Here is a 25,210-nt window from a genome sequence, read left to right as displayed (position 1 = left end):
CCGCGCGGATCTGGCTACGGGCCGAATCGATCTCTGCCTTTCGGCCGGTACCGCACCGCGGCCCGGCCCTGCGGCTAGCGGCGCTCCGAGGCGGCGCCCGCCTCCACCTTGCCGCGTTCGAACGGGTCGCCGTACGCCCGGACGGCGGCGCGCGCGTACGCCTGCTGGAACGTGGCGACCCGCTCCGAGCGGCCCCGGCCCAGGAAGCTGACCGCCCAGTGCAGCACCGCGGTGACCCGGTTCTTGAAGCCGACCAGGTAGAGCAGGTGCACGGCGAGCCAGATGAGCCAGCCGAGGAAGCCGGACAGGTGCAGCTTGCCGATGCTCGCGACCGCGCTGAACCGCGAGATCGTCGCCATGCTGCCCTTGTCGAAGTAGCTGAACTTCTGGCCGGTCTGCTTGCCGGCGAGCCGGCGCTTGATCTGACCGGCGGCGTGTCGGCCGCTCTGGATGGCGACCTGCGCGACGCCGGGCAGATCGTCGAGCGCCATCATGTCGCCGATCGCGAAGATCTCCGGGTGCCCCGGCACCGTGCAGTCGGGCTCCACCTTGATCCGCCCGGCCCGGTCGGTCGGCGCGCCGGTGACCTCGGCGAGTCGCCGGGACAGCGCGGGCGCGGCCACCCCCGCCGCCCACATCTTGGTCATCGACTCGATGCGCTGGTGCCCGCGCTTGGTGTCGACCTCGATGCCGGTGGCGTCCACGCCGACGACCATCGTCTCCAGCTCGACCTCGACGCCGAGCAGGTGCAGCTGCCGCAGCGCCCGGGTGGACAGGTGGTCGCCGAAGGTCTTGAGCACCGCGTCCACCGCGTCGACCAGGATGATCCGGGCCTTGCGCGGGTCGATGTGCCGGTACTGCCCGGGCAGGGTGCGGTGGGCCAGCTCGGCGATCTGCCCGGCCATCTCCACCCCGGTCGGGCCGGCGCCGACCACCACGAACGTCATCCAGCGCTCGATCTCGGCCGGGTCGGTCTGCAGGTCGGCGAGCTCGAACGCGCCGAAGATGCGCGCGCGCAGCTCCAGGGCGTCGTCGATGCTCTTCATGCCGGGCGCGTAGTCGGCGAACTCGTCCTTGCCGAAATACGACTGCGAGGCACCGGCGCTCACGATGAGCGTGTCGTACTCGACCGTGTATTCGATGCCGGGCGCCTCGACGGAGAGCACCTTGGCGTCCACGTCCACGTCGGTGACCCAGCCGAGCCGGACGTCGACGTTGCGCTGGCGCTTGACGATCTCGCGGATCGGCGGGGCGATCTCGCCCTCGGACAGGATGCCGGTGGCCACCTGGTAGAGCAGCGGCTGGAACAGGTGGTAGGCGGTGCCGTTGATCAGGGTGATGTCGACGTCGGCCCGGCGCAGGGCCTTGGTGGCGAACAGCCCGCCGAATCCGGCGCCGACGATCACCACCCGGTGCCGTCGCTCAGTGCTCTCGGACATCGATGTCTCCGGTGCTCGTGGCCGTCTTTGCGTACCGTACGTCCTTCCCCCGCCGGATGGCTCGTACTCCCCGGGGAGCCCTCGGTCACACCACAACAACAGGCGTCTTTGAGACGGCGTTGCGGCGGGCTTGAGGTTCGCGGCCGATCACCTCGTCACCGGCGCCGCTGGGGCCGCCGACGAACGGAAGACGAGGGACGATGGGCGTACGACTGCTGGCCGGCACCGGAGCCGCCGCTGTGGCCGCGTCGATGGCGCTGACCGGGGCACCCGCCTTCGCGTCGGACGCGGCCGGCGCGCTGCCGGCGCCGCAGGGGCTGACCGTGACACGCGCCGCCGACGACGCCACCCGGATCGTGGCGGCCTGGCAGCCGGTCGACGGGGCGCGCTTCTACCGCCTCGACCTGCTGCAGGGCAGCACCGAGACGGTCACCTTCGTCCCCGGCGACACCACCAGCTACACGATCCCCACGACCGGCGCCTGTGTGTCGTACAAGGTGCGGGTGGCCTCGGAGAACGCCGACGGGCCCGGCGAGTACGGCGACTTCGCCGTCGCCGGGACGCTGGCACCGACCGGCATCATGGGCGCGGTCCCCGGCCGCGACGGCGCCGACGGCAGCACCGGCACGATCAGCTGGAACCCGCCGACCTGGGCCGGCGAGGCGCCGCTGACCGGCTACCGCATGCAGCTCATCCGCTACTCCGACGGCGTGGTGCTCTCCGACGAGGTCACGACCGTCACCAGCCACCGCTTCCCCGGCCTCGACCCGGCGCGCACCTACCTCGTGCAGGTCACCCCGCAGAACCAGTACGGCAGCTGCTCCACGGCGGTCGGCAAGTCGCTGATCGACAAGTACAAGCCGGCCGACCCGACTGGCGCGACCGCCACCCGGCGGGCGGGCTCGACGATGGTCGACGTGACCTGGAACGCGCCCACCGGCGGGGCGACGCCCGACTACTACCTGGTCAACTACGGCGTCGACAAGCCGAACACCGGCTCGCTGAAGGTGAAGGCGCCCGCCACCGCGGGCGTCATCAACCTGGCCCGCGGCAAGAACTGGATGGTCGAGGTGCGGGCGTACAACGTCAACGGCAGCGGCGTCGCCGCGCTGACCGTTACCGACCCGACGGCGCCCGTGGTGCCCGCCCCGGTGGTCACCGTGCCGGCTCCCGAGAAGATCGCGCCGACCATCACCGCCGCGCTGACCCGCGCCGCCGACCGCGACGGCTGGCACACCGGCCCGGTCTCGGTGATCTTCACCTGCGTGGACGCCCAGTCCGGCGTGGCCACCTGCACCTCGCCGGTCACGCTGACCGCCGACGGCGCCGACCAGGTCGTCACCGGCACCGTCACCGACAAGGCCGGCAACGCCGCCACCACGAGCACGCGGGTCAGCCTCGACCGGACCGCCCCGGCCTATTCGGCCAGCGTGGACGGTACGGCGAACGCGGCCGGTTGGTACCGCACCGCCCCGGCGGTCAGCTTCACCTGCTCCGACGCCACCTCGGGCGTCGCCGACTGCCCCGCCCCGGTGAGCGTCACCACCGACGGCACGGACCAGGGAGTCACCGGCACCGTGACCGACCGGGCCGGCAACACGACGGCCGCCGCGGTCACCGGCCTGGACGTCGACACCACCGCTCCCGTGGTGCGGGTGACCGGCCTCGGCGACGGCACGTACCCGCTGGGTTCCCTGCCCGCAGCGGGCTGCGACACGACCGACGCCGTCTCCGGGGTGGCGAAGCAGGCCGGCCTGACGGTCACCCGCGACGCCAAGGGCCGCTACACCGCGACCTGCGCCGGCGGCGCCGACGTGGCGGGCAACGCCGCGGCGACCATGACGGCCGGTTGGACGGTCACGGCGAACGTGCCGGACCTGATCGCCCTGACCCGCCGCTACCTCACGGCGAACAACGCCACCGTGGGCCTCGGCCAGGACCTGACGAACAAGCTGGAGCACGGCCAGTACGACCTGTACGCCGGCAAGGTGCTCAAGGAGCCGAAGGACAAGAAGGCCGGCCTCACCGCCGCGCAGGCCGACGAGCTCGTCTACTGGGCCCGCCTGCTGGGCTGACCCACCTGCCGCACCTGAGGGCGCTGTCCGGGATCCGACCCGCACAGCGCCCTTCGCGCGCCTATCCTGCGGCATGCGGACCGCTCAGCTGTTCTGGGGCATCGTGGTGCTCAACGTGGCCGTCGTCTGGGCGCTGTTCTTCACTGTCGCACCGGAGCCCCGGCATCCGCTCATCGGCGTGGGGCAGTTCCTCGGCCTGCACGCCGCGTTGCTGATGGTCCTGCAGCTCACGCTGATCGCCCGGCTGCCGTGGCTGGACCGGCGGGTCGGCATGGACCGGCTCACCTCGTGGCACCGGTGGACCGGGTTCACGCTGTTCTGGGTGGTGCTGCTGCACCCGGCGTTCGTGGTGCTCGGCTACGCCGTCTTCTACCGCAGCCCGGTGTGGCAGCAGCTCACCAACCTCGCCGGGGCGGCCGGGTCGCTGGCCGGCATGGTCGCGCTGGCCCTCGTGGTCGTCGCCGCGGGCGTGTCGTTCCGGTGGGCCCGGCGCCGGCTGTCGTACGAAGCCTGGCACGCGGTGCATCTGGTGCTGTACGCGGCCGTCACGCTGGTCCTGGTCCACCAGCTGTTCGAGGTGTCCGCGTTCACCGCCGCGCCCGTCGCCGCGGCGTACTGGTGGGCGCTGTGGATCTTCGCGATCACCGCGCTGATCACCGGGCGGATCGTGCTCCCGGTGTGGCGCAACGCCCGGCACGGGCTGCACGTGGCGGCGGTCGTGCCGGAGTCCCCCGACGTCGTGTCGGTGTACGTGCGCGGCCGGCACCTGGACCGGCTGCCGGCCCGCGCCGGTCAGTTCTTCATCTGGCGGTTCCCCGGGTACGCCGGCTGGTGGCGGGCCAACCCGTTCTCGCTGTCCGCCGCGCCGGACGGGCGGTCGTTGCGGCTGACCGCCAAGGCCGTGGGCGACGCCAGCGCCGCACTGCGGAACCTCCCGGTCGGCTCGCGGGTGTTCGCGGAGGGGCCGTACGGCGCGTTCACGGCGATGCACCGCACCCGGGAGGGCACGCTGCTCGTGGCGGGCGGCGTGGGCGTCACGCCGATCCGCGCCCTGCTCGAGGAGCTGCCCGGCGACGTCGTGGTGCTGTACCGGGCGCGCACGGCCGGCGACGCGGTCCTGCTGGAGGAGATCGAGGCGCTGGCCCGGATGCGGGGCGCCCGCGTGCACCTGCTGACCGGGCGCACGGGCGCGGGCGAACCGCCGTTCGGCCCGGACAACCTGCGCCGGCTGGTGCCCGACGTGACCGACCGGGACGTCTACGTGTGCGGCCCGCCGGCGATGACCGACGCCCTGCTGCACACCCTGCGCGAGCTGCGGGTGCCGCGCCGGCAGGTGCACGCGGAACGGTTCCGGCTGGCGGCCTGAGCCGGCGTCAGCGCGGCGGGATCCGGTCGTTGGCGACCGCGCCGCGCAGGTCGTCGGCGAACGCCTTCGGGTCCCGGGTGCGCACGTACGTCGACACGGCGTCGTAGAAGCCCTCCTGGAACGCCGGGCTCATCGCCTCACCGTGCGCCACGGACAGCAGGACCGGCGAGGCCCAGAGGCTGCGCGAGGCCTCCCGCTGGTACGGCGGCAGCGCCGACACGTCGACGTCGCGGACCACCGGCACGGAACCCTTCGCCTTGCTGAACGCCACCTGGGTCGCCGGCTGGTCGATGCCGGCCAGGAAGGCGAGGGCGTTCTTGGCGTTCTTGGCCTTGGTCGCCGCCACGAAGACGTCCACCACGGCGAGGAAGCTGCCGCCGGTGCCCGGGAACGCCGCCGTCCCGAAGTCCTTGCCCTCCTGCGCCCCGGCCGCGACGAGCTCGCCGTACGAGGAGTCGTTCATGGACTCGTACGCGCACTCCCCGGCCGCCAGCTTCTTCGTCGCCGCGTCCCACGTCAGCCCGCTGGCCTGCGGGTCGGCGTACGTGAGCAGCTCGCCGAACGACCGCAGCGCCGAGCGGACCCCGGTGCCGCGCCAGTCGAGCCGGTCAGCGGTCATGTCCGCCCAGCCGTCCGCGCCGATGGTGCTGAGCAGCACGTTCTCGAACAGCTCGACGGTGGTGAACGGGTCCTTGCCGCCAAGGCACAGCGGGGCCACCCCGGCCGCCTTGACCTTCTTGAGGTCGTCCAGGAACGCGGGCAGCGTGTAGCCGCCGGCCGGGGGCGTGACGCCGGCCCGCCGCAGCAGCGCGAGGTTGAACCACAGGACGTTGCTGCGGTGCGCGCCGGTGGGGACGCCGTACGGCTTCCCGGAGCGCATGAGCGACCGCAGGATCGTGGGCTGCATCGACGTGCGGAGGTTGCCGCTGTCGAAGACCGAGCTCACGTCGCGGACCGAGCCGCGGTCGGCGTACCCCTGGACCGACTTGCCGGCGAAGGTCTGCCACACGTCGGGTGGGTCGCCGGCCCGCAACCGTTTCGCCAGCGCCACGATGGCCTCGGAGCCGGCGCCGCCGGCGATGGCGCCGTTGACCGGTTCGACGCCGGGGTTGGCCTGCCTGAAGGCGTCCAGCAGGGTGGTCAGGGCCGCCGCCTCGGAGCCGGAGGTCCACCACGACACGATCTCGAGCTGCTTGGTGTCCTTCGTGGCGCTGGTCGGCTCGTCGCTGCTGCAGGCGGCGACGGTCGCCGCGAGCAGCACGGCGAGGGCGGCGGCGAGGGCCCGGCGGGGGTTCATGCCGCGCTCCCGGCGGGCGCGGCCGTCACGGCTGCGCGCTCGCGGTCGGGGCCCCGCAGGTCGTAGAGGGCGTAGAGGCCGACGAGACCGAAGCAGACCGCGGGCACGATGAAGGAGAAGGCCGGGCTCGTCCGGTCGACGAGCCAGCCCTGCACGAGCGGCATGATCGCGCCGCCCACGATCGCCATGACGAGACCGGCGGCGCCGAACTTGGTCGCCGGCCCGAGTCCCTTGAGGGCGACGCCGTAGATGGTCGGGAACATCAGCGACAGGCAGAACGACAGCGAGACCACGGCGATGACGCCGGCCAGGTTGGGGCTGACCATCGCGAACACGCACAGGACGACCGCGAGGAAGGCGAGCACCGCGAGCACCCTGGTGGCCCGGACCCGGCCGATGAGCCAGGTCATGAGGAAGCGCGAGCCGAGGAAGATCAGCAGGCTGATCTGCAGGTAGAAGCCGCCGCGCTCGAGGCTGCCGCCGAGCGCCTGCTGCACGTACTGGATGACGTACGTCCACGCGCAGACCTGCGCCGCAACGTTGAAGAACTGGGCCATCACGCCGTACCGGTAGTGCTTGCTGCGCCACAGCACGCGGAACAGGTCCCGGGTGCCGCCCTCGTGCGGTTCGGCGTCGGGGAATTCCTCGACGATCGGGGGCGCCTTCTGGCTGGCGATCGCGATGGCGATGAGGATCAGGACGAAGGCGAGGCCGAGGTACGGGCCCATGACGGCACCGAGCTCACCGGCGCGGATCGTGTGCAGCTGCGCCGGGGTGAGCGAGCCGATGTCGACCGGGTCGGACAGCTTCGGCAGGATCAGCGTGGAGGCGAGCAGCACCCCGATGTTGGTGCCCACCGGGTTGAACGCCTGCGCGAGGTTGAGCCGCCGGGTGGCCGTCGCCTCGGGCCCGAGCGACAGCACGTACGGGTTGGCCGAGGTCTCCAGGATCGAGCAGCCCGCGGCCATCGCGAACAGCGCCACCAGGAACGCCTCGTACGTCATGATCTTGCTGGCCGGGTAGAACGCGAACGCGCCGATCGCGGCGAGCCCGAGTCCGGTGAGGATGCCGGTCTTGTAGCCGAAGCGCTGGTTGATGAAGGCGGCGGGCAGCGCCAGCAGGAAGTACGCGCCGAAGTACGCGAGCTGCACGAGCGACGCCTGGAACGTGCTCATGTCGAAGATGCGCTTGAAGCCCGCGACCATCGGCGTGGTGAGGTCCTGCGCCACGCCCCAGGCCGTGAAGCAGCCGATCAGCGCGATGAACAGCACGAGCATGCCGGGCCCGATCAGCGGGCGGCGTTGCGCTTCGGACTCGTCCGCCACGGGCGGTGTGGTGATGGCCATCGGGTACCGCCCTCAGGAGATCGACATCGACCTTCTTCCATGAGTGACGTTACCGCCGGCCGCGGCCCGTTAAACCGGGCCGCGGCCGGCGTGAACACAGATGGCGAACCTTCAGGACTGCACGAACACCGCCACCGACCGGGCCGGGACGGTGAACGTGCCGGTGGCCGCGGCGAACGACGCCGTCCGCAGCGCCGGGTCGGCCGAGGCGCGCTGCACCGGGTGCAGGCTCACGGCCGCGCCGCGCAGCGACGGCAGCGTCTGGGTGGCCGTGGCCGGGGTGGCGTTGAAGACCACGGTGACCGACCTCCAGTGCCGGTCCAGGCCGCGACCGTCGAGGGTCATCGTGATGACGCCCGGGGTCTCGGCCGCGCCGGACAGCGGGAACGCCAGCCGCTTCTGCACCTCGGCAGCGGTCGGCAGGCCGAACACCGGCGAGGACGTGCGGATCCGCAGCAGCTCCCGGTACCGGGCGTCGGCCAGGCCGATCGCGGCGCAGTCCGGCTTGAGCGCCGGGTCGGCCAGCAGGGGCTTCGCGTACGACCACTTGGCCTGGTTGTCGGCGGCCGGGGGCAGGCCGCGGCCGAAGCCGTTGCCCTGCGTGCAGTCCCAGCTCATCCGGTTGAACCAGTCCCCGGAGTTGTACGAGTTGCGGTCCAGCGACTTCGACCGCAGCCGTTCGCTGCCCGCGGTCACGAAGCCGGGGCCCTGCCCGAGCGCGGTGGCCGCCAGCGCCACCGACTGCATGCGTGCCCGGTCGGTCGCCGAGGTGGCCTGCGGCAGCTTGTACGCGAGCGCGTCGTACAGGATCTCGTTGTCGTGCGCGTCCACGTACGTGACGGCCTCGACGGGCCTGGCGTTGTAACCGGCCGGCGAGCCGTTGTAGTCGATCTGCCGCCCGGTCGTGGCCGTGCCGTCGGAGGCGGTGAAACGGTAGCCGGCGAGGTTGCCGGTGAGGCCGACCTTGATCAGGTCCTGGTCGTGCAGCAGCCGCGCCTTCTGCTCGGCCGCGGTCCCGTTGACGGCGTCGCCGTTGGGGTCGGTGTACAGCCCCGACGCGAAGCCCTGCACGCGCGGGTTGTCGTCGAACGGGCCGCCGCCGCGGACGGCGTCGCGCAGCCGGTCGTTGAAGGTGCCGATGCCCGTACCGGCCATGTTCTGCTGGGTGGCCTGCACGAAGCGGGCGTCGTCCGCCACCTCGCCGAAGTTCCAGCCCTCGCCGTACACGTAGATGTTCCTGCCGTCGACGCCGTCACGGGCGAGGGTGAGCCGGTCGAGGGCCCTGCGCACGGCCAGGATGTTCGCCTTCGGGTGGTGACCCATGAGGTCGAAGCGGAACCCGTCGACCTTGTACGCCTTCGCCCACGTGACGACCGAGTCGACGACCAGCTTGCCCATCATCGCGTTCTCGGGCGCGGTGTTGGCGCAGCACGTCGAGTCGGCGACCGTGCCGTCCTCGAGCAGGCGCTGGTAGTAGCCGGGCACGATCTGGTCGAGCACCGAGCGGGGATCGGTCCCGGAGGCCGGGGTGTGGTTGTAGACGACGTCCATGACCACGCGCAGGCCGGCGCCGTTGAGCCCGGCGACCATCTGCCGGAATTCCTTCGTCCGCGCGGCGCCCTCGGGGTTCACGGCGTAGCCGCCCTCGGGCGTCGTGTAGTGCAGCGGGTCGTAGCCCCAGTTGTAGCCGTCCTGGTCGGCCACCGCGGCGATGCACTTCTGCTGCTGGTCGGAGTCGGGCGGGAACGAGGCCAGGTCGCAGGGCGGCTGCTTCTGGTCGGCCCGCCGCTCCGGGGTGGACGCGAAGTCGAACACCGGCAGCAGGTGGACGTGTGTGGTTCCGGACTTCGCCAGCTCGCGCAGGTGCTTCATGCCGGGCGTGTCCGGGCGGGTGAACGCGGCGTACGTGCCGTCGGCGGAGAAGTCCCGGACGGACAGCTCGCTGATCTGGATCCTGCCGGGTGCGGGTTTGCGCAGCCCGCGCCAGCCGGCCGGGGCGAGCGCCGGGTCGGCCAGGTCGGCGATCTGGCTGTGCGTGGAGTCCGCCGCCAGCGCCACCGAGTACGGGTCGGTCACGCTCGCGGTGACGACCTTCTGCGTCGCGGGCTGCCACGCCGTGACCCGGTAGCGGTAGTACTTGCCCTTCCAGTCGCGGGTGCCGGCGACCGACCACACGCCCGTCCGCGAGTCGCGGGTCATCGGCAGTACGCGGACCGGGGATGCCGGGGTGTCCGAGAGCTCCAGCTGCACGTTCTGCGCGGTCGGCGCCCAGACCGCCAGCCGGGGACGGCCGCTGTCGAACGCCGGGCCGAGCTTCGCCGACGTGGCCGCCGCGTACAGGTCGTCGAGCGCGCCGGCGAGCTGGACGCCCGTGGCGGACAGGAGCCTGCCCTGCGCGTCGCGTTCGGTGACAGCGACCTGGCCCTTGAGCAGGCCACGGACGTCGGCGCCCCGGGACAGCTTGAAGGCGTGGTACTGCCACAGGTGCGGGTACTTCTGCCGCTGCGCCTCGGTCAGCCCGTTGCGCTGGGCGCTCAGCCGCAGGCTGTGCTGCGGTGCGGCCGGGTCGAGGCCGCCGGCGGGCGCCCACACCAGGTCGTACACCCGGCCGTCGGTCTCGCCGGTCTTCCAGGCGATCGTCTCGCGGTCGAGCCAGACGGCCGCGGACTTCGTGACGTCCACGCCGCCACCGCCGCCCGCCTTGCGGACCACCGGCAGCAGCCGATCGGGTACGCCGGCCAGCAGCCACACCTCGCGCCCGGCCGTGGCGACGTCGAGCCGCTGGTCGTCGGGGAGGTCCTTGGCGTCGCCCTTGTGGATGATGTAGTTCAGCCCGGTGGCGCCGGCGGCCAGCGGCACCCGGAACGTCACGCCGAACGCGTCGGTGCCGGCCGGCTTCAGCGGCGACGACCAGTCGGTCGGGTTCGCGGCGCCGTCCCACACGTGCAGGCCCCAGCCGTCGTAGTCCCCGTCGGCGCGGCGGTAGTGGATGACCGCCGTGTCCTGGTCCTGCGGGGCGGCGTCGTGCTCGGTGACGATCGTGGGATCACCCTGCTTCAGCCAGATCTCCGGGGTCGCCGACGGGTCGAGGAAGCGGTCGGCGCTCACGTCCTTGACGCCGTTCCTGTCGACCACGATGAAGCCCACGCTCTTGGCGCCGGGCTTCAGTTTCACCCAGGCGAAGCGACCGTACGCGTCCTCTCCCGCGAACGGCTGCCCCTGCGGCCACGTGGTCGCCGCGGACGGATCGATGTCGCCGAAGGCGTACAGCCCCCAGTCGCCGTAGTCGCCGGCCGGGCGCTGGTAGTGCACGATCGCGTACTCGGGTCCGGAGGTGGTGACCGGGGTGCCGACCCTCACGTTCCGTGTGGAGGTGGCCGTGCGGTGCCTGCTGTCGCTGACGGTCGCGCGGTAGGTGACCTCGGTGCCGCCGGCGAGTCCGGCCAGGTCATGCGACGCCTCGTAGGGCGCGGCCCCGTCGGTGCCGAGCCGGGTCCAGCGGCCGCCGACCTTCGCCTCGAAGGTGACCGTCGCGAGCGGGTCGCCGGTGACGGTCGCGGTCAGGTCGGTGCGCGTGGGCACGTACGCGCCGGCCTCCGGAGAGGCGATCTGGACGGTCGGGGCCGCCGTGGCCTTCGCGACGGTCGTACCCGCGCGGTAGACCACGGCCGACAGGGCCGGGACGGTGACGGTCAGCTTGCCGTCCGCCCCGGTGGCCTGCGCGCCCGCTCCCCCGTAGATGCCCTGGAAGGAGGCGTTCGGCGTCCAGGTGTCCACGGTGACGGTCTGCGCGGTGGTGGCGTTGTTGACGGCCACGACGTACTCGCGTCGCTCGCGGCTGATCCGGGACGCGGCGAAGATGCCGGGACCGTCGGCCGCGTAGCGGGTGACCTGCTCGCCGTCGCGCAGCGCCGGGTGCGCCTTGCGCAGGGCGCCCAGCGTGGCGATGGTCCGGTAGATCGGGTGCCCGGTCTCGTAGTTGGCCTGCGCGTGGGTACGGTCCGTGCCGAGCAGGTCGTCGTCGAGGTAGTCGGCGGTCCGGCTGGCGAACATGTCCTGCCGCGCGTCCTTGTCCCCGCCCGGGCCGGTGAAGCCCTGCTCGTCGCCGGAGTAGATCACCGGCTGGCCGCGGGTGAGGAACATCAGCTCGTGGGCCAGCTCGTCGCGGCGCAGGTGGGTCGCCGGGTCGGTGCCGCCGGCGGCCACGAACGAGCCGATGCGGCCCATGTCGTGGTTGCCCAGGAACGTCGGCAGCCGGCCAGCGCCGGTGTCGTCGGTGGTGTAGAGGCTGTCCTTGGCGTACAGGTCGGCGAGGGCCTTCGCGGAGCCACCGTCGGCGGTGTAGGACTTCGCCGCGGCCTGGAAGGAGAAGTCGAGCGTGGCGGGCAGGCCGCCGCGGCGCATGTACGTCGACTCGACCTCCTGGTCGGCGCTGTAGACCTCACCGAACATGAAGAACCCGGGCTTGCCGGCCCGCTTCGCCGCGGCCTGGATGCCGGCCGAGAACTGCGGCCAGAAGTCCAGATCGGAGTGCTTGACGGTGTCGAGCCGGTAGCCGTCGATGCCGGTGGCCGAGATCCAGTCGGCGTAGATCTTCGTCATGCCGCGGACCACCTCGGGCCGCTCGGTCCACAGGTCGTCGAGGCCGAAGAAGTCGCCGTACTCGCTGTTCTCGCCGACGAACGTGGAGTCGCCGCGGTTGTGGTACATCGTCGGGTCGTTGAGCCAGGCGGGCACCTTGACGTTCCTGTCGGCGGCGCTCACCACCGGCGTGTACGGGAACGACGCGGCGTTCACCCGCGGGAAGGCCCGGGTGCCGTCGGCGTAGTTGCGGTCCTCGAAGGCACGTCCCTGCGCGTCGCGGTACGGCTGTGTCGCCTTGTCGACGTACGCGTAGGTGTTCTCCTTGTATGTGATGACGTCGGCCGTGTGGTTGACGATGATGTCCAGGTAGATCTTCATGCCCCGGGCGTGCGCGAGCCGGACCAGGCGCTTGAGGTCGGCGTTCGTGCCGAAGTGGGGATCGACCTGGGTGAAGTCGGTGATCCAGTAACCGTGGTAGCCGGCCGAGATGTCGGAGCCGCTGCCCTGCACGGGCCGGTTCTTGAAGACCGGGGCGAGCCAGATCGCGGTGGTGCCGAGGCCCTGGATGTAGTCGAGGCGGTCGATGACGCCCTGGAGGTCCCCGCCGTGGTAGAAGCCCTTGTCGGTCGGGTCGTACCCGGTGGACATCCGGTCGCCGGCGAGTCCGCCGCGGTCGTTGCGCGGGTCGCCGTTGGCGAAGCGGTCCGGCAGGACGAAGTAGAACTGGTCGTTGCGGGTGGCCGTGCCCGGCCGGTCGGAGCCCCAAGCGGGTGCGGCCGGCGCGGCCTGGGCCGGCGTGACAACCCACCCGCCGAGAACGAGAAGGACGGCGAGCAGCAGCCTGCTCACCCGGGAGATCTCCACATCGAGGCCTTCCTATCGGCGCGGACGACGCACGCTAACCTCCGCTGGATCGTCCATGCAAGAGCTTGCAAGATCTGTCGTGTCATTACAACGCATCGGGCACGTAACACAGCGGACATCTCCGGGTGAGGGTGGATCATGGGTGACATGAGCGAATACGACGTGATCGTGGTGGGAGCCGGGCCCGTGGGCGAGAACGTGGCCGACCGGGCGGTGCGCGGCGGGCTCACCGCCGCCCTGGTCGAACGCGAGCTGGTCGGCGGCGAGTGCTCGTACTGGGCTTGCATGCCTTCCAAGGCGCTGCTGCGGCCCGGCCAGGCGTTGCGGGCGGCGCGTGCCGTCGCCGGCTCCGCGGAGGCGGTCACGGGCGACCTCGACGTGACGGCGGTGCTCAAGCGCCGCAACTCCTTCACCCACGACTGGGACGACAGCAGCCAGGTCGACTGGGTCGCGAGCGCCGGCATCGAGCTGGTCCGCGGCCACGGCCGGCTCAGCGGCGTCAAGCAGGTCACCGTGACGGCCGCCGACGGCACCGGGACCGTGCTGACCGCCCGGCACGCCGTCGTGCTCTCCACCGGCTCCGACGCGCTGGTGCCCGACGTCGAAGGGCTGCGCGCCGCCCGGCCCTGGACCAGCCGGGAGGCCACCGAGGCCCAGCACGTCCCGGACAGCCTCGCGATCATCGGCGGCGGGGTCGTCGCGACGGAGATGGCCACCGCGTACGCGTCCTTCGGCTGCACGGTCACCCTCATCGCGCGCAGCGGCCTGCTCGGCGGGATGGAACCGTTCGCCGGCGAGGCCGTCGCCAAGGGGCTGCGCGAGCTGGGTGCGACGGTACGGCTCGACACCGGCGTCACCCGGGTGTCCCGATCGGACAGCGGCGTCACCGTGGAGACGAGCGACGGCGAACCGGTCACGGCGGCGGAGGTGCTCGTCGCGACCGGGCGTACGCCCCGCACCGGCGACCTCGGCCTCGAGACCGTCGGCCTCACCCCGGGCGACTGGCTGCACACCGACGACACCATGCTGGTCACCGGCTACGACTGGCTGTACGCCACCGGCGACGTCAACCACCGCGCGCTGCTCACCCACCAGGGCAAGTACCAGGCCCGGGCGGCCGGTGACGTCATCGCCGCCCGCGCGGCCGGTGCCCCGGTCGCCGACGAGCCGTGGGGCCGGCACGTCGCCACCGCCGACCACCGGGCCGTGCCGCAGGTCGTCTTCACCGACCCGGAGGTCGCCGCGGTCGGGCTGACCGAACGCGCCGCCCGCAAGGCCGGATACGACATCCGCGTCGTCGACTACGAGATCGGCAACGTCGCCGGCGCGAGCGTGCACGCCGACGGGTACGCCGGCACGGCCCGGATGGTGGTCGACGAACAGCGCAAGGTCCTGCTCGGAGTCACGTTCGCCGGCCCCGACGTCAGCGAGCTCCTGCAGGCGGCGACGATCGCGGTGGCCGGCGAGGTGCCCCTCGACCGGCTGTGGCACGCGGTGCCGGCGTACCCGACGATCAGCGAGATCTGGCTGCGCCTGCTGGAGACGTACGGCCGCTGATCCTCACTGCCCCTGCTCGGCCTCGATCTGCTGGTTCCACTCGCGCTTGGTCGACTGCCAGCCGTCCTCGTTGAGGCCGCGGCGCCAGTAGCCGGAGATCGAGAGCCGGGCCGGGGGGATCCGCTTCTCCACCCGGAGCAGGCGGCGCAGCTCCTTGACGAACGTGGCCTCGCCGTGGACGAACGCGTGCACGTCGTCGTCCGGCCACGGCAGCGCCTGCACCGCGGTCACCAGCGCCTCGCCGACCGGGCGGCCGCCGCGGTGCAGCCAGGTGATCTCCGCGTCGGCGGCGGTCTCCAGCTTCTGCTCCTCGCCGGCGTCGGCGACCTCGAGGAACGCGTACGCCCGGGCGCCGGCCGGCAGGGCCTCCAGCGCCGCGGCGATCGCCGGCAGGGCGCTCTCGTCGCCGGCGAACAGGTGCCAGCCGGCCGCGGGGTCCGGGGCGTACCCGCCGCCCGGTCCCATGAACCGCACCGGGTCGCCGACCCGCGCCCGGCTCGCCCACGGCCCGGCGACGCCCTCGTCGCCGTGCACGACGAAGTCCAGCCACAGCTCGGGCACCTCCGGCCGCCACCGCCGCACGGTGTACGTCCGCACCAGCGGCCACGTCTCGCGCGGCATGGACTCGCGGATCGCGCCCATGTCGAACGGCTCCGGATAGTCCACGCCGGGCTGCGGGAACAGCACCTTGACGTAATGGTCGGTGAATTCGCCGGCCTGCAGGTCCGCGAGGCCGGGTCCACCGACGACGATCCGGACCATGTGCGCGGTGAGCTGCTCGACGCGGGTGACGGCGCCGGTTCTGGCGGGACGTGCGGGCCTGGTCGGCATGGATCCAACCTATCGTGAGCCCCATGGTGCGCGATGTGTGGGACGTGGGGGACGCCTATGAGGCGTACGTGGGCCGCTGGAGCCGCCGGGTCGCCCGCGAGTTCGTGACCTGGCTGGCCGTGCCGCGGGGCGGGCTGTGGCTGGACGCCGGCTGCGGGACCGGCGCCCTGTCCGCCGCCGCCCGCGAGTCCGGGGCGGCCCGGGTGCTGGGCGTCGACCCTTCCCTGGGTTTCCTGCGGCAGAACAGCGGCGACCGGGCGGCCGGCGACGCCCGCGCGCTGCCGCTGCGCGACGGCCGCTTCGACGCCGTGGTCAGCGGCCTGGCGCTCAACTTCGTCCCCGGCCCGGCCCGCGCCGCGGCCGAGTTCGCGCGGGTCGCGGCCCCGGGCGGCACGGTCGCGGCGTACGTCTGGGACTACGCCGAGGGCATGACGATGATGCGTCTCTTCTGGGACGCCGCGGCCGAGGCCGACCCGGACGGCGCGATGGACGAGGGCACCCGGTTCCCGCTGTGCCGGCCGGACCCGCTCGCCGCCCTGTGGGCCGACGCGGGGCTGGGCGAGGTCGCGGTGCGCGCCGTCGAGGTTCCGACGGTCTTCAGCGGCTGGGATGACTACTGGCAGCCGTTCCTCGGCGGGCAGGGTGCGGCGCCCGCCTATCTGGCGGGGTTGGACGAGCAGACCCGGGTGGCCTTGCGGGAGGCGCTGCGGCGGCGGGTGCCGGTCGAGGAGGACGGCAGCATCCGGCTGACGGCACGGGCGTGGGCGGTCCGCGGCGTCCGGCCCTGACCGGGCGGCCGGCTACGCGGACGGCGGTGTGGCCAGCGCGACCGTCAGCATCTGCAGCCACTTCGGGTCGCGGAGGCGGTCGCCGTACAGCTCGCGCAGGCGGGACATCCGGTAGCGGACCGTCTGGGGGTGGACGAACAACTCCGCCGCCACGTCGTCCCGCCGGCCCTGGTGCAGCAGCCAGCTGCGCAGCGTCTCGACGAGCTTCTCCGCGGTCGCCTCGCGCTCGCCCTCGAGCGGGGCCAGCGCCTGGGTGCGCAGGTCCTTGAGCGCCTGCGGGTCCGCCGTCACGACCAGCGCCAGCAGGTGATCCTCGGTGTCGGTGACCGCGCCGCGGCGGGGGCGGCGGACCAGGCCGCTGACGCGTACGGCCCGCAGGAACGACTCCCGGGCGCGCAACCACGGCCGGGGCGGGCCGATCACCGCGCCGCTGCCGCCCAGCAGGCGCATCACGTGGGCGCGGCCCGGGCCCTGCGCGTCCGGGACCAGCAGCACCGAGGTGTCCGGCATCTCGGGGCCGGCCTCGGCGACCTGCAGGGTGCGCGGGTCGAGCAGGTCGGCCAGGGTGCGGGCCGCGCGCTCGGGCGCCAGCACCGCGGTGAGGGTCTGCGGCGGCGCCCAGTCGGCCCGTTCCGCCGCGGCGATCACGGCGTGCACCGGCTCGCCGGCGATCAGGGCCTGTGCGAGCAGCTCCAGGTGGCGGCGGCGGGCGCGGCCGGAGGAGGCCAGCTCGTCGGCGTGCCCGGCGACGCTGGCCGCCGACAGCTCGTCGATGTACGCGAACACCAGCTCGGCGAAGTGGGCGATGGTGGACGCGGGATGGCCGTTCGCGACGCTGATCGCGGCGAGCTCGCGCCAGGAGACACGGGCCCCCACCCGGTACGCCGCCAGCAGCGCGTCCAGGCTGCGCCCCGAGCGGGCCTCGCCGCGGCCCAGCGCGTACGCCGCCTCCAGCGCCGGGGTCAGCGGCGCGCCGGGATCGTGGCCGGCCGCCCGGGAGACCAGCTCGAGGAAGGCGCCGAGGGCCGCGCGGACCGCCTTCTCGATCTTCGCGCCGAGCTCGCCCGCGAACGCCTGCGCGTACGCCGGGACCTCGGCCGTGATCGCGGCGATGGTCTGCACGGCGACCTCCGGCAGGCCTTCGCGCAGGGGTGCGACGATCTCCCCGGAGAGCCGGAAGGAGCGCACGTCGGGCAGGATCTGATCCATGGGTTGCCTCGCCGTTTAGCCACCGCGTCTTGTACCGAACGAACAATAACCCCCGCCGGATTCACTTCGACAGGTCAGGTCTTCACTCCCCCATCACAGCATCCTTAAATGATGGCCGTCACGCAGACCCTGCGGTCCGGGGCCTGGCGGGTCGTGGAGCTGATCACGACCCCGCTCGTCCCGGCCGACTACCTCGACGCCGTCGCCCCGCTGCGCAACCCCTCGGTGCTGCGCGCGAAGATCGACGCGGTCCGCCCCGAGACCGCCGACAGCGTCACGCTCACCCTGCGCCCCGGGCGCGGCTGGCGTCCACACGTCCCCGGCCAGTACGTCCGCCTCGGCGTCGACGTCGACGGGGTCCGGCTGTGGCGCTCGTACTCGGTGACCTGCGCTCCCGGCGGGCGCGGGGGCCGGTTCACCGTCACCGTCAACGCGGTGCCCGGCGGCAAGGTCAGCACGCACCTGGTCCGGCGCGCCCGGGCCGGGATGCTCGTGCACCTGGACGTGCCGGCGGGCGAGTTCACGCTACCCGCCGCCCGGCCGGGGAAGGTGCTGTTCGTGACCGCGGGCAGCGGCATCACCCCCGTGATGGGCATGCTGCGCAGCCACCTGGACGAGCTGGCCGACGTGGTGGTCGTGCACTCCGCGCGGACGCCCGAGGCCGCGGTGTTCGGCCCGGAGCTGCGGGCCCTGGCCGGCGCCGGCCGGATCCGGCTGGTCGAGCGGCACACCGCCACGCAGGGCCGGATCAAGGCTGCCGACCTCGACGAGCTGGTGCCCGACCGCGCCGAGCGGGCGACGTGGGCGTGCGGCCCCAACGAGCTGCTCGACGACATCGAGGCGCACTGGGCGCAGACCGGGGCCGGGGGCCCGCTGCACACCGAGCGCTTCCGGCCGACCGTGGTCGCCGACGACGCCGCCGGCGGGAGCGTGACCTTCACCCGGGCCGGCCGGACCGTCCCGGCCGGGGGCGGCGAGCCGCTGCTCGACGCCGGTGAGGCCGCGGGGGTGCTCATGCCGTCCGGCTGCCGCATGGGTATCTGCTTCAAGTGCGTGCTGCCGCTGCGCGAGGGCGCCGTGCGCGACCTGCGCGACGGTCAGCTCACCGTGGCCGAGCCCGGGGACACCATCCCCATCCAGACCTGCATCAACGCCGCCGCCGGCGACTGCCGTATCGACCTGTAAGAAGAGGACCGCCGTGACCACACTGCAGCGCAAGGACGTCAACCCGATCGCCCACCTCACGCCCGAGGACATCGAGCAGATCGGCATCGAGCTCGACGCGATCCGCGACGAGGTGGTGGAGAGCCGCGGCGAGAGCGACGCGCGCTACATCCGCCGGGTCATCTCCGTGCAGCGGCGCCTGGAGCTGGGCAGCCGTGCGGTGCTGCTGTTCTCGCTGTTCCCGCCGGCCTGGCTGGTCGGCACGGCCGGGCTGTCGATCGCCAAGATCCTCGAGAACATGGAGATCGGCCACAACATCATGCACGGCCAGTGGGACTGGATGCGCGATCCCAAGATCCACTCGACGAAGTGGGAGTGGGACAACGCCTCGCCCTCCGAGCAGTGGAAGCACTCCCACAACGAGCTGCACCACACGTACACCAACGTGATCGGGCGCGACAACGACCTCGGGTACGGCATCATGCGCGTCGACGAGGACCAGCCGTGGACGCCGGCGTACCTCGGCCAGCCGCTCTACAACTTCATCAACGCGTGCTTCTTCGAGTACGGCATCGCCGCGTACGACCTCGAGCTGGGCCGGAACCTGAAGACGAAGAAGCGGCGCCGGGCACCGGAGTTCCGCGCCGCGCTCAAGAAGACCCGCAACAAGATCGGCCGGCAGCTGCTCAAGGACTACGTGGTGCACCCGGCGCTGTCCGGGCCGTCGTTCCTGCACACGATCGCGGCGAACGCCGTGGCCAACCTGGTCCGGAACCTGTGGACGCACTCGGTGATCATGTGCGGTCACTTCCCCAACGGCGTCGAGACCTTCGAGCGCACCTCGATCGAGGGCGAGACCCGCGGCGAGTGGTACGTGCGTCAGATGCTCGGCTCGGCGAACATCAGCGGCAGCAAGCTGATGCACATCATGACCGGCAACCTGTCGCACCAGATCGAGCACCACCTGTTCCCCGACCTGCCGAGCAACCGGTACGCCGAGATCGCCCCGAAGGTGCGGGCGCTGTTCGAGAAGTACCAGCTCAACTACGTCACCGGCCCGCTGCCCAAGCAGGTCGCGTCGGCGTGGGCGAAGGTGTTCCGGCTGGCGCTGCCCAACCGCGGGCCGGCGTCCGTACGCCCGCCGCGCAAGCAGCTCGACCCGAGCCTGCCGAAGGTGGCGCGCTGGCAGCGCGCGGAGGCCAAGCCGGCGAACACCTGACGTGTCGTGGTGGCGTGACGCCGTCGTCTATCAGATCTACCCGCGCTCGTTCGCGGACTCCGACGGCGACGGCGTCGGTGACCTCGCCGGAATCACCGCGCGCCTCGGGCACGTCACCGGCCTGGGCGCCGGAGCAATCTGGCTGACCCCGTTCCAGGCCTCACCCCAGGCCGACCACGGGTACGACGTCAGCGACTACTGCGACGTCGACCCGCTCTTCGGCGACCTCGCGGCGTTCGACACGCTCGTCGCCGAGGCGCACGCCCGTGGCCTGCGCGTCATCGCCGACGTCGTCCCCAACCACTGCTCGGACCGGCATCCGCTGTTCCGCGCCGCGCTCGCGGCCGGGCCCGGCAGCACCGAGCGGGCCCGCTTCCACTTCGCCGACGGCCGCGGCCCGGACGGCGCCGAGCCGCCGAACAACTGGCCCAGCGTGTTCGGCGGGCCGGCCTGGACGCGGGTCACCGAGCCGGACGGCCGCCCCGGCCAGTGGTACCTGCACCTGTACGCGCCGCAGCAGCCGGACTGGAACTGGCGGGACCCGCGTACGGCCCCGTTCTTCGACGAGGTGCTGCGGTTCTGGTTCGACCGGGGCGTCGACGGGCTGCGCATCGACGTCGCGCACGGGCTGTTCAAGGCCGAGGGCCTGCCCGACCTCCCGGACCCGGCGGCGGTCCCGCCCATGCGCCTGCGCGGCAACCCCCTGGCGTGCGACCAGGAGGAGGTGCACGACGTGTACCGGCGGTGGCGGCGCATCGCCGACTCGTACGAGCCGCCGCGCGCGCTGATCGGCGAGGTCAACCTCGACCCGGAACGGGCCGCCCGCTACGTGCGCCCCGGCGAACTGCACCAGGCGTTCGCGTTCGCCCTGGTCACCGCCCCGTGGGACGCGGCGCGGTGGAGGGACGTGGGCACCCGGCTGCTCGCCCGGCCGCCGGTCACGTGGGTCGTGGAGAACCACGACGTCGTCCGTACGCCCACCCGCTACGGCAACCCCGCCCGGGCCCGGGCCGCGCTGCTCGCCGTCCTGGGACTTCCCGGGGCGGCGTACCTGTACCAGGGCCAGGAGCTCGGACTGCCCGAGGTGGACGTGCCGCCCGCGCAGCGCCGCGACCCGGCCTGGTCCCGCTCCGGCATCAGCCGCGACGGCTGCCGCGTGCCCCTGCCGTGGCGGCGTGACCCGGCCGGCGCGTTCGGCTTCTCCCCCGCCGGCTCGGCACCGCCCTGGCTGCCCGTGCCGCCGGGCTGGGGCGACCACTCGGTGGAGGCCACCCCGCCCACCCTCGCGCTGTGCCACGCGGCAGTTGCCCTGCGCCACCGGCTGCACGAGGACGGCGTGCTGCGGGCCGCCGACACCGTGCAGTGGGCCGTGCACGACGGTGGCCTGCTGGTCGCCGTACGGGAAAGGTCCCTGACCCTGGCCGTCGCGATGGGTGACCGGCCGGTGGCGCTGCCGCCCGGCGAGGTGCTGCTGACCAGCGGCCCGCTGACCGCCGCCGGCCTGCTGCCGCCGGACACGGCGGCCTGGCTCCGCCCCCCGGCCTGACCCGGTCAGTCGAGCAGGGCGTCCAGCCAGGGGTTGCGGAAGACGCGCTGCGGGTCGTACTCGCGGGTCAGGGCCACGAAGTCGCCGAAGCGGTCGTACTGGGCGCGGATCGTCTCCGGGGCCGCCGTGAACACCTTGCCCAGGTGCGGGCGGGCGTCCAGCGGCGCCAGGGCCTCCTCGATCTTCGCCACCACCGGGAGGACCGCCTCCGTGTCGGCGATCCAGGTGAAGTGCAGGGCGAACGTGTCGCGCCGGTAGTTCGGGCTGAGCCAGAGCTCGTCCGCGGCGATGGTCCGCAGTTCGCAGATCTGCAGCACCGAGGCCACGTCCGCGGCGATCGCGGTGACCGCGTCGATGGCCTCCAGCGCCCGGTCGCGGGGTACGTGGTACTCCGACTGCAGCTCCTCGCCGCTGCTCGGGGTGAACTCCATGCGGAAGTGCGGCAGGCGGGTGTGCCAGGGGCCCGGCTCGCCGGTCTGGTCGGTGGCGTTCGTCGCGGGCATGCCGGGGACCGGGTGGCGGGGGCCGTCCGCGCGGGTGGCGCCGTACCAGTCGCCGGCCGGCATCGGGTCGCGGCGCTTGAGCCAGGCCATGGTGATGTCCGGGGTGGTCCAGGTCGTGAAGAGGCTGACGCTGTAGCCGTCGGCGAGGATGGCGGGCAGGTGGGCCTCGACCGCGGCGCGGGGAAGGCGGTCGTAGACGTACTGGCGGATGTCGTACGCCGGCTGGACGTCAAGCGTGATCGCGGTGACCACGCCGAGCGCGCCGAGGTGCACGACCGCGCCGCGGAAGGTGTCGCCGTCGGTGTCGCGGCGCAGCGTGACCAGTTTGCCGTCGCCGGCGATGAACTCGAGGGCCGAGACCGCGGTCGCCAGGTTGCCGTTGCCGACGCCGGAGCCGTGGGTGGCCGTCGCGATCGCCCCGGCCACCGAGATGTGCGGCAGCGACGCGGTGTTGTGCAGCGCCAGGCCCTCCGCCTGCAGCCGGCCGGCCAGGTCGCCGTAGCGGGTGCCGCCGTCGACGCGGACCGAGGCGCGGTCCGCGCTGATCTCGGCGACCCGGGGCAGCCCGGCCAGCGAGACCAGGTCACCGCCGGTGTCGGCCATCCGGTTGAAGGAGTGGCCGCTGCCGAGGACCTTGACCGGGCCCCCGGCCGCCACGATCTCCTGGACCTCGTCGACGGTGGCCGGGCGGTGCAGCCGCCGCGCCCCGAAGACGATGTTGCCGGCCCAGTTGGTGACCCGTTCGTCGCTCATGTCTCCAGCACATCACGCCGGCGGCCGGACCGCCCATCGGCTGTGACAATCGCGTCGGTTCAGGGCGCGACCCAGCCGGTGGGGACGAGGCCGATCCTGACCCGCTGCGGGTGGTCGCCGACGGCCACCGAGGCGACCTTGCGGCCGGTGGCGAAGTCGATCGCGGTGACCCGGTCGGCGCCGGACTCGGAGATCACGCAGCTGCGGCCGTCGCCGCTCACGGTCGCCCAGTACGGCTTGCTCGCCGTGACGAGCTCGCCCGGCGTGAGCGTGGCCCGGTCGACGATCGTGGCGTAGTCGTCCATCGTGCCGGCGACGCACAGCTTGGCGCCGTCCGGGCTGATCGACAGGCCGTGGTGGCGCGAGTCGTTGACCCAGGTGGTGGGGTCGATGTTGGTGAGCGGGTTCTTGGGCAGCTCCTTGACCCGGGTGACCCGGTCGCTCGCCACGTCGTACTCGACCAGCCCCGCGAAGAAGGAGACCTGGAAGTACAGCTTCGACTCGTCGGGCGTGAACACCGCGGGGCGGACCGCGTCGGACAGGTCGCTGCGGCCGAAGGCGTCGAGGCGCGGGCGCATGTCGATCGTGCGTACGGTCCGGAAGGTCGAGGTGTCGACCACCGTGATGTGCCGGTCGCCCTTGGTCCAGTCCGAGGCGGGGTCGTCGAGGGAGGTGTTGACCTCGCCGATCGACATGTTCCACAGGGTGCGGCCGCCGTCGGTGTAGATGTTCTCGTGCGGCTTGTCGCCCGCGGCGAACGACCCGATCTGGCGCCCGGTGACGATGTCGAGCACGTGCACGGTGTTGGAGGTGGAGGCGGAGACCGCGACCTGCCTGCCGTCGGGCGAGACCGCCATGTGGTCGGCGCGGTAGCCGGAGACCGGGAAGCGCCAGCGGATCGCGCCGGTGGCGAGGTCGATGGAGACGACGTCGGCGAAGCTGGGCCGCGACACCACCAGCGCGCTGCCGTCCGGCGTGGTGTACATGTCGTCGACGAGCTGGTCGTGTCCCTCGCCGGGCCCGAGCTGAACCCCGAGGTAGTAGGCGAGCTTGATCGGGTTGAGGTAGATCTCCCACAGCCGCTCGCTCTTGTCGGGCACGACGTTGAGCCGGCCGAGCTTCGCGAGGTCGCCGCGGGAATTGATGACGTCGACCGTGCCGTCCCAGTTGTTGCCGACGAACATGACCTCGCGCAGGGCGGGCGCCGCCGCTGCCGCCGGCGTGCCGGCGGCGGCCGGGACCAGACCCAGGGCGGCGGCGAGCACGGTGGCCAGGGCACGCTTCTTCTTCGGTACGGACGCAGCGCTCACGACGCCTCCCGGGGCGCGACGGGCGGGCGCGCCGCACCGATGTTCCGCCCGGCGTCCCGCGATGTTACTTTGCGGTAACGCATAGGGAACAATGAATCGCCTCGCGCCGGTAGAGGACGGGGACCAATGCCGCAGCGTCCCGTTGTGCACCACCCACAAACGCACGAGGATGCCCTGTCGGGCCTGCTCGCGGACCTCGCGCGCGACGAACGGCTCGCCGACGACGTGACCCGCGCCGCCCGGGTCGGCGATCCGGAGATCGCCCGGCTGCCGTGGGAGGAGAGCCGGCGGCACGTGGACGCGCTGCTGCGGGCCGGCTTCGCCGCGTTCACCCGCGACGGCGAGCCGGACTTCGCCGAGGCGGACCGCTTCGGCGCCGAGCGGGCCGCGCTGGGCGTACCGGTGGCCGCGCTGCTGACCGGGGTGCACGCCGGGCGCAGCCGGGTGCTGGAGGTCGCGGTGAGCCGGGGACGGGCGGCGGGGATCCCGTACGACGTCATGCTGCACGCGCTGCTCCGGCTCGACCGCTACGGCATCCTGCTCGAACGGCGGGTGGTGGACGCGTACCGGGCGGCCGAGCGCGACCTGGGCCGCGACCACCGCGAGGCCCGGATCGCCGTGCTGCGCTCGCTGCTGCTGGGTGAGGAGCGCGAGGGCGTCGTGGCGGACCCGGCGCGGTTCGGCTTGCGTCCCGGCGAGCGGTACCACTGCGTGGTGTCCGACGTGGCCGACCCGGCGGCGGCCCGGCGGCTGGAGCAGGCGTTCGCCCGGTGCGGCGGGGTCCTCGCCCCGGTGGCCGGGCGGCTGAGCGGGCTGACCCCGCGGCTGCCCGCGGACTCGCCGGCGCTGACCGTGTGCACCCCGGCCGTCCCGGTCGACCAGGCCCCCGCCGCGTACGCCCTCTGCCTGACCACCCTGCGCTCGGTACGCGACCGCGGCCTGACCGGGCTGCACAGCGTGGTCGGCCTGGCCACCGAGACGGCGCTCGCGGCGCAGCCGCTGCTGGCCGCGTTCCTCGGCGAGGCGCTGCTCGGCGCCCTGGATCCGCGCGACGACTTCCACCGCGACCTGGTGGCGACGGCACTGGCCTATCTGGACCACGGCCAGCGGCTGGACCGCACCGCGGACGCCCTCCACCTGCACCCGAACACGGTCCGCTACCGGCTGCGCCGCCTGCAGGAACTCACCGGGCTGCCGGACCACCCGAGCGTGCCGGAGACCGTCCGGTGGTGGTGGGCGCTGCGCTCGTGGCCCGCCGGCACGCCGGAACATCGATGAAGATTCATGTCTTGACGGTGCTTCCGGACCGGGGTTAACGTCCGTCCATTCAGAAAAAGCATCTTTTCTGGATCCCCTGGC

16 protein-coding genes are annotated in these 25,210 nt (G+C 72.9%); 8 read left to right on the top strand and 8 right to left on the bottom strand.

What is annotated here, in order from left to right:
* Nucleotides 1-74 precede the first annotated feature (74 nt).
* The gene (locus tag COUCH_RS17410; protein ID WP_249613141.1) at nucleotides 75-1,439 is read right to left on the bottom strand and encodes an NAD(P)/FAD-dependent oxidoreductase; all 1,365 of its coding nucleotides are present in this window, start codon (nucleotides 1,437-1,439) and stop codon (nucleotides 75-77) included.
* 200 nt (nucleotides 1,440-1,639) lie between these two features.
* Between COUCH_RS17410 and COUCH_RS17405 the strand changes: the two genes are divergently transcribed.
* Together COUCH_RS17405 and COUCH_RS17400 are read left to right on the top strand one after the other, a co-directional pair.
* Entirely contained in the window at nucleotides 1,640-3,514 is a 1,875-nt protein-coding gene (locus COUCH_RS17405; RefSeq protein WP_249613140.1) for a fibronectin type III domain-containing protein, read from the top strand.
* Nucleotides 3,515-3,587: 73 nt separating this feature from the next.
* On the top strand, nucleotides 3,588-4,880 hold the full coding sequence (locus COUCH_RS17400; RefSeq protein WP_249613139.1) for a ferredoxin reductase family protein: 1,293 nt from the start codon (nucleotides 3,588-3,590) through the stop codon (nucleotides 4,878-4,880).
* 7 nt (nucleotides 4,881-4,887) lie between these two features.
* On the opposite strand, the gene COUCH_RS17395 is transcribed toward COUCH_RS17400, so the two are convergent.
* The 3 genes from COUCH_RS17395 to pulA form a co-directional block, all read right to left on the bottom strand.
* Nucleotides 4,888-6,177 carry an ABC transporter substrate-binding protein gene (locus COUCH_RS17395; protein WP_249613138.1) on the bottom strand — a complete coding sequence of 430 codons (1,290 nt, stop codon included), beginning with the start codon at nucleotides 6,175-6,177 and terminating at the stop codon, nucleotides 4,888-4,890.
* Nucleotides 6,174-7,523 carry an L-fucose:H+ symporter permease gene (fucP, locus tag COUCH_RS17390; protein WP_249613137.1) on the bottom strand — a complete coding sequence of 450 codons (1,350 nt, stop codon included), beginning with the start codon at nucleotides 7,521-7,523 and terminating at the stop codon, nucleotides 6,174-6,176. Before fucP ends, COUCH_RS17395 begins: the two co-directional genes overlap by 4 nt.
* A gap of 111 nt (nucleotides 7,524-7,634) precedes the next feature.
* Nucleotides 7,635-12,947: a pullulanase-type alpha-1,6-glucosidase gene (gene pulA / locus COUCH_RS17385; RefSeq protein ID WP_430640985.1), complete on the bottom strand. Its 5,313-nt coding sequence runs from the start codon at nucleotides 12,945-12,947 to the stop codon at nucleotides 7,635-7,637.
* A 171-nt stretch (nucleotides 12,948-13,118) separates the two neighbouring features.
* Between pulA and COUCH_RS17380 the strand changes: the two genes are divergently transcribed.
* On the top strand, nucleotides 13,119-14,528 hold the full coding sequence (locus tag COUCH_RS17380; RefSeq protein WP_249613135.1) for a dihydrolipoyl dehydrogenase family protein: 1,410 nt from the start codon (nucleotides 13,119-13,121) through the stop codon (nucleotides 14,526-14,528).
* Nucleotides 14,529-14,531: 3 nt separating this feature from the next.
* Here COUCH_RS17380 and COUCH_RS17375 read toward each other — a convergent pair whose 3' ends face one another.
* Entirely contained in the window at nucleotides 14,532-15,359 is an 828-nt protein-coding gene (locus tag COUCH_RS17375; protein WP_249613134.1) for a siderophore-interacting protein, read from the bottom strand.
* Nucleotides 15,360-15,382: 23 nt separating this feature from the next.
* Here COUCH_RS17375 and COUCH_RS17370 point away from each other — a divergent pair, with 23 nt between their 5' ends.
* Nucleotides 15,383-16,147: a class I SAM-dependent methyltransferase gene (locus COUCH_RS17370; protein ID WP_249613133.1), complete on the top strand. Its 765-nt coding sequence runs from the start codon at nucleotides 15,383-15,385 to the stop codon at nucleotides 16,145-16,147.
* Nucleotides 16,148-16,159: 12 nt separating this feature from the next.
* Here COUCH_RS17370 and COUCH_RS17365 read toward each other — a convergent pair whose 3' ends face one another.
* Entirely contained in the window at nucleotides 16,160-17,356 is a 1,197-nt protein-coding gene (locus COUCH_RS17365; RefSeq protein ID WP_249613132.1) for a PucR family transcriptional regulator, read from the bottom strand.
* Nucleotides 17,357-17,467: 111 nt separating this feature from the next.
* Here COUCH_RS17365 and COUCH_RS17360 point away from each other — a divergent pair, with 111 nt between their 5' ends.
* Genes COUCH_RS17360 through COUCH_RS17350 form a run of 3 tightly spaced genes read left to right on the top strand, consistent with a single transcriptional unit; the run spans nucleotide 17,468 to nucleotide 21,285 of the window.
* A complete protein-coding gene (locus tag COUCH_RS17360; protein WP_249613131.1) occupies nucleotides 17,468-18,541 on the top strand; it encodes a ferredoxin reductase in 1,074 nt (357 codons plus the stop codon).
* Between the two features lie 13 nt (nucleotides 18,542-18,554).
* Nucleotides 18,555-19,739 carry a fatty acid desaturase family protein gene (locus tag COUCH_RS17355; protein ID WP_249613130.1) on the top strand — a complete coding sequence of 395 codons (1,185 nt, stop codon included), beginning with the start codon at nucleotides 18,555-18,557 and terminating at the stop codon, nucleotides 19,737-19,739.
* A 1-nt stretch (nucleotide 19,740) separates the two neighbouring features.
* Complete coding sequence (locus tag COUCH_RS17350; RefSeq protein ID WP_249613129.1) at nucleotides 19,741-21,285, top strand: glycoside hydrolase family 13 protein; 1,545 nt, start codon at nucleotides 19,741-19,743, stop codon at nucleotides 21,283-21,285.
* Between the two features lie 5 nt (nucleotides 21,286-21,290).
* On the opposite strand, the gene COUCH_RS17345 is transcribed toward COUCH_RS17350, so the two are convergent.
* Both COUCH_RS17345 and COUCH_RS17340 read right to left on the bottom strand, forming a co-directional pair.
* Nucleotides 21,291-22,541: an FAD-binding protein gene (locus tag COUCH_RS17345; protein ID WP_249613128.1), complete on the bottom strand. Its 1,251-nt coding sequence runs from the start codon at nucleotides 22,539-22,541 to the stop codon at nucleotides 21,291-21,293.
* Nucleotides 22,542-22,600: 59 nt separating this feature from the next.
* Nucleotides 22,601-23,851 (bottom strand): YncE family protein, encoded by a 1,251-nt coding sequence (locus tag COUCH_RS17340; protein ID WP_249613127.1) that lies wholly within the window; start codon nucleotides 23,849-23,851, stop codon nucleotides 22,601-22,603.
* 144 nt (nucleotides 23,852-23,995) lie between these two features.
* Between COUCH_RS17340 and COUCH_RS17335 the strand changes: the two genes are divergently transcribed.
* Entirely contained in the window at nucleotides 23,996-25,129 is a 1,134-nt protein-coding gene (locus tag COUCH_RS17335; protein ID WP_249613126.1) for a helix-turn-helix domain-containing protein, read from the top strand.
* The last annotated feature ends 81 nt before the right edge of the window (nucleotides 25,130-25,210 follow it).

Source organism: Couchioplanes caeruleus, assembly GCF_023499255.1.
Taxonomy (GTDB): domain Bacteria; phylum Actinomycetota; class Actinomycetes; order Mycobacteriales; family Micromonosporaceae; genus Actinoplanes; species Actinoplanes caeruleus_A.
Note: the sequence above shows the minus strand (reverse complement) of the source record. Positions and strands in the feature narration are given on the sequence as shown.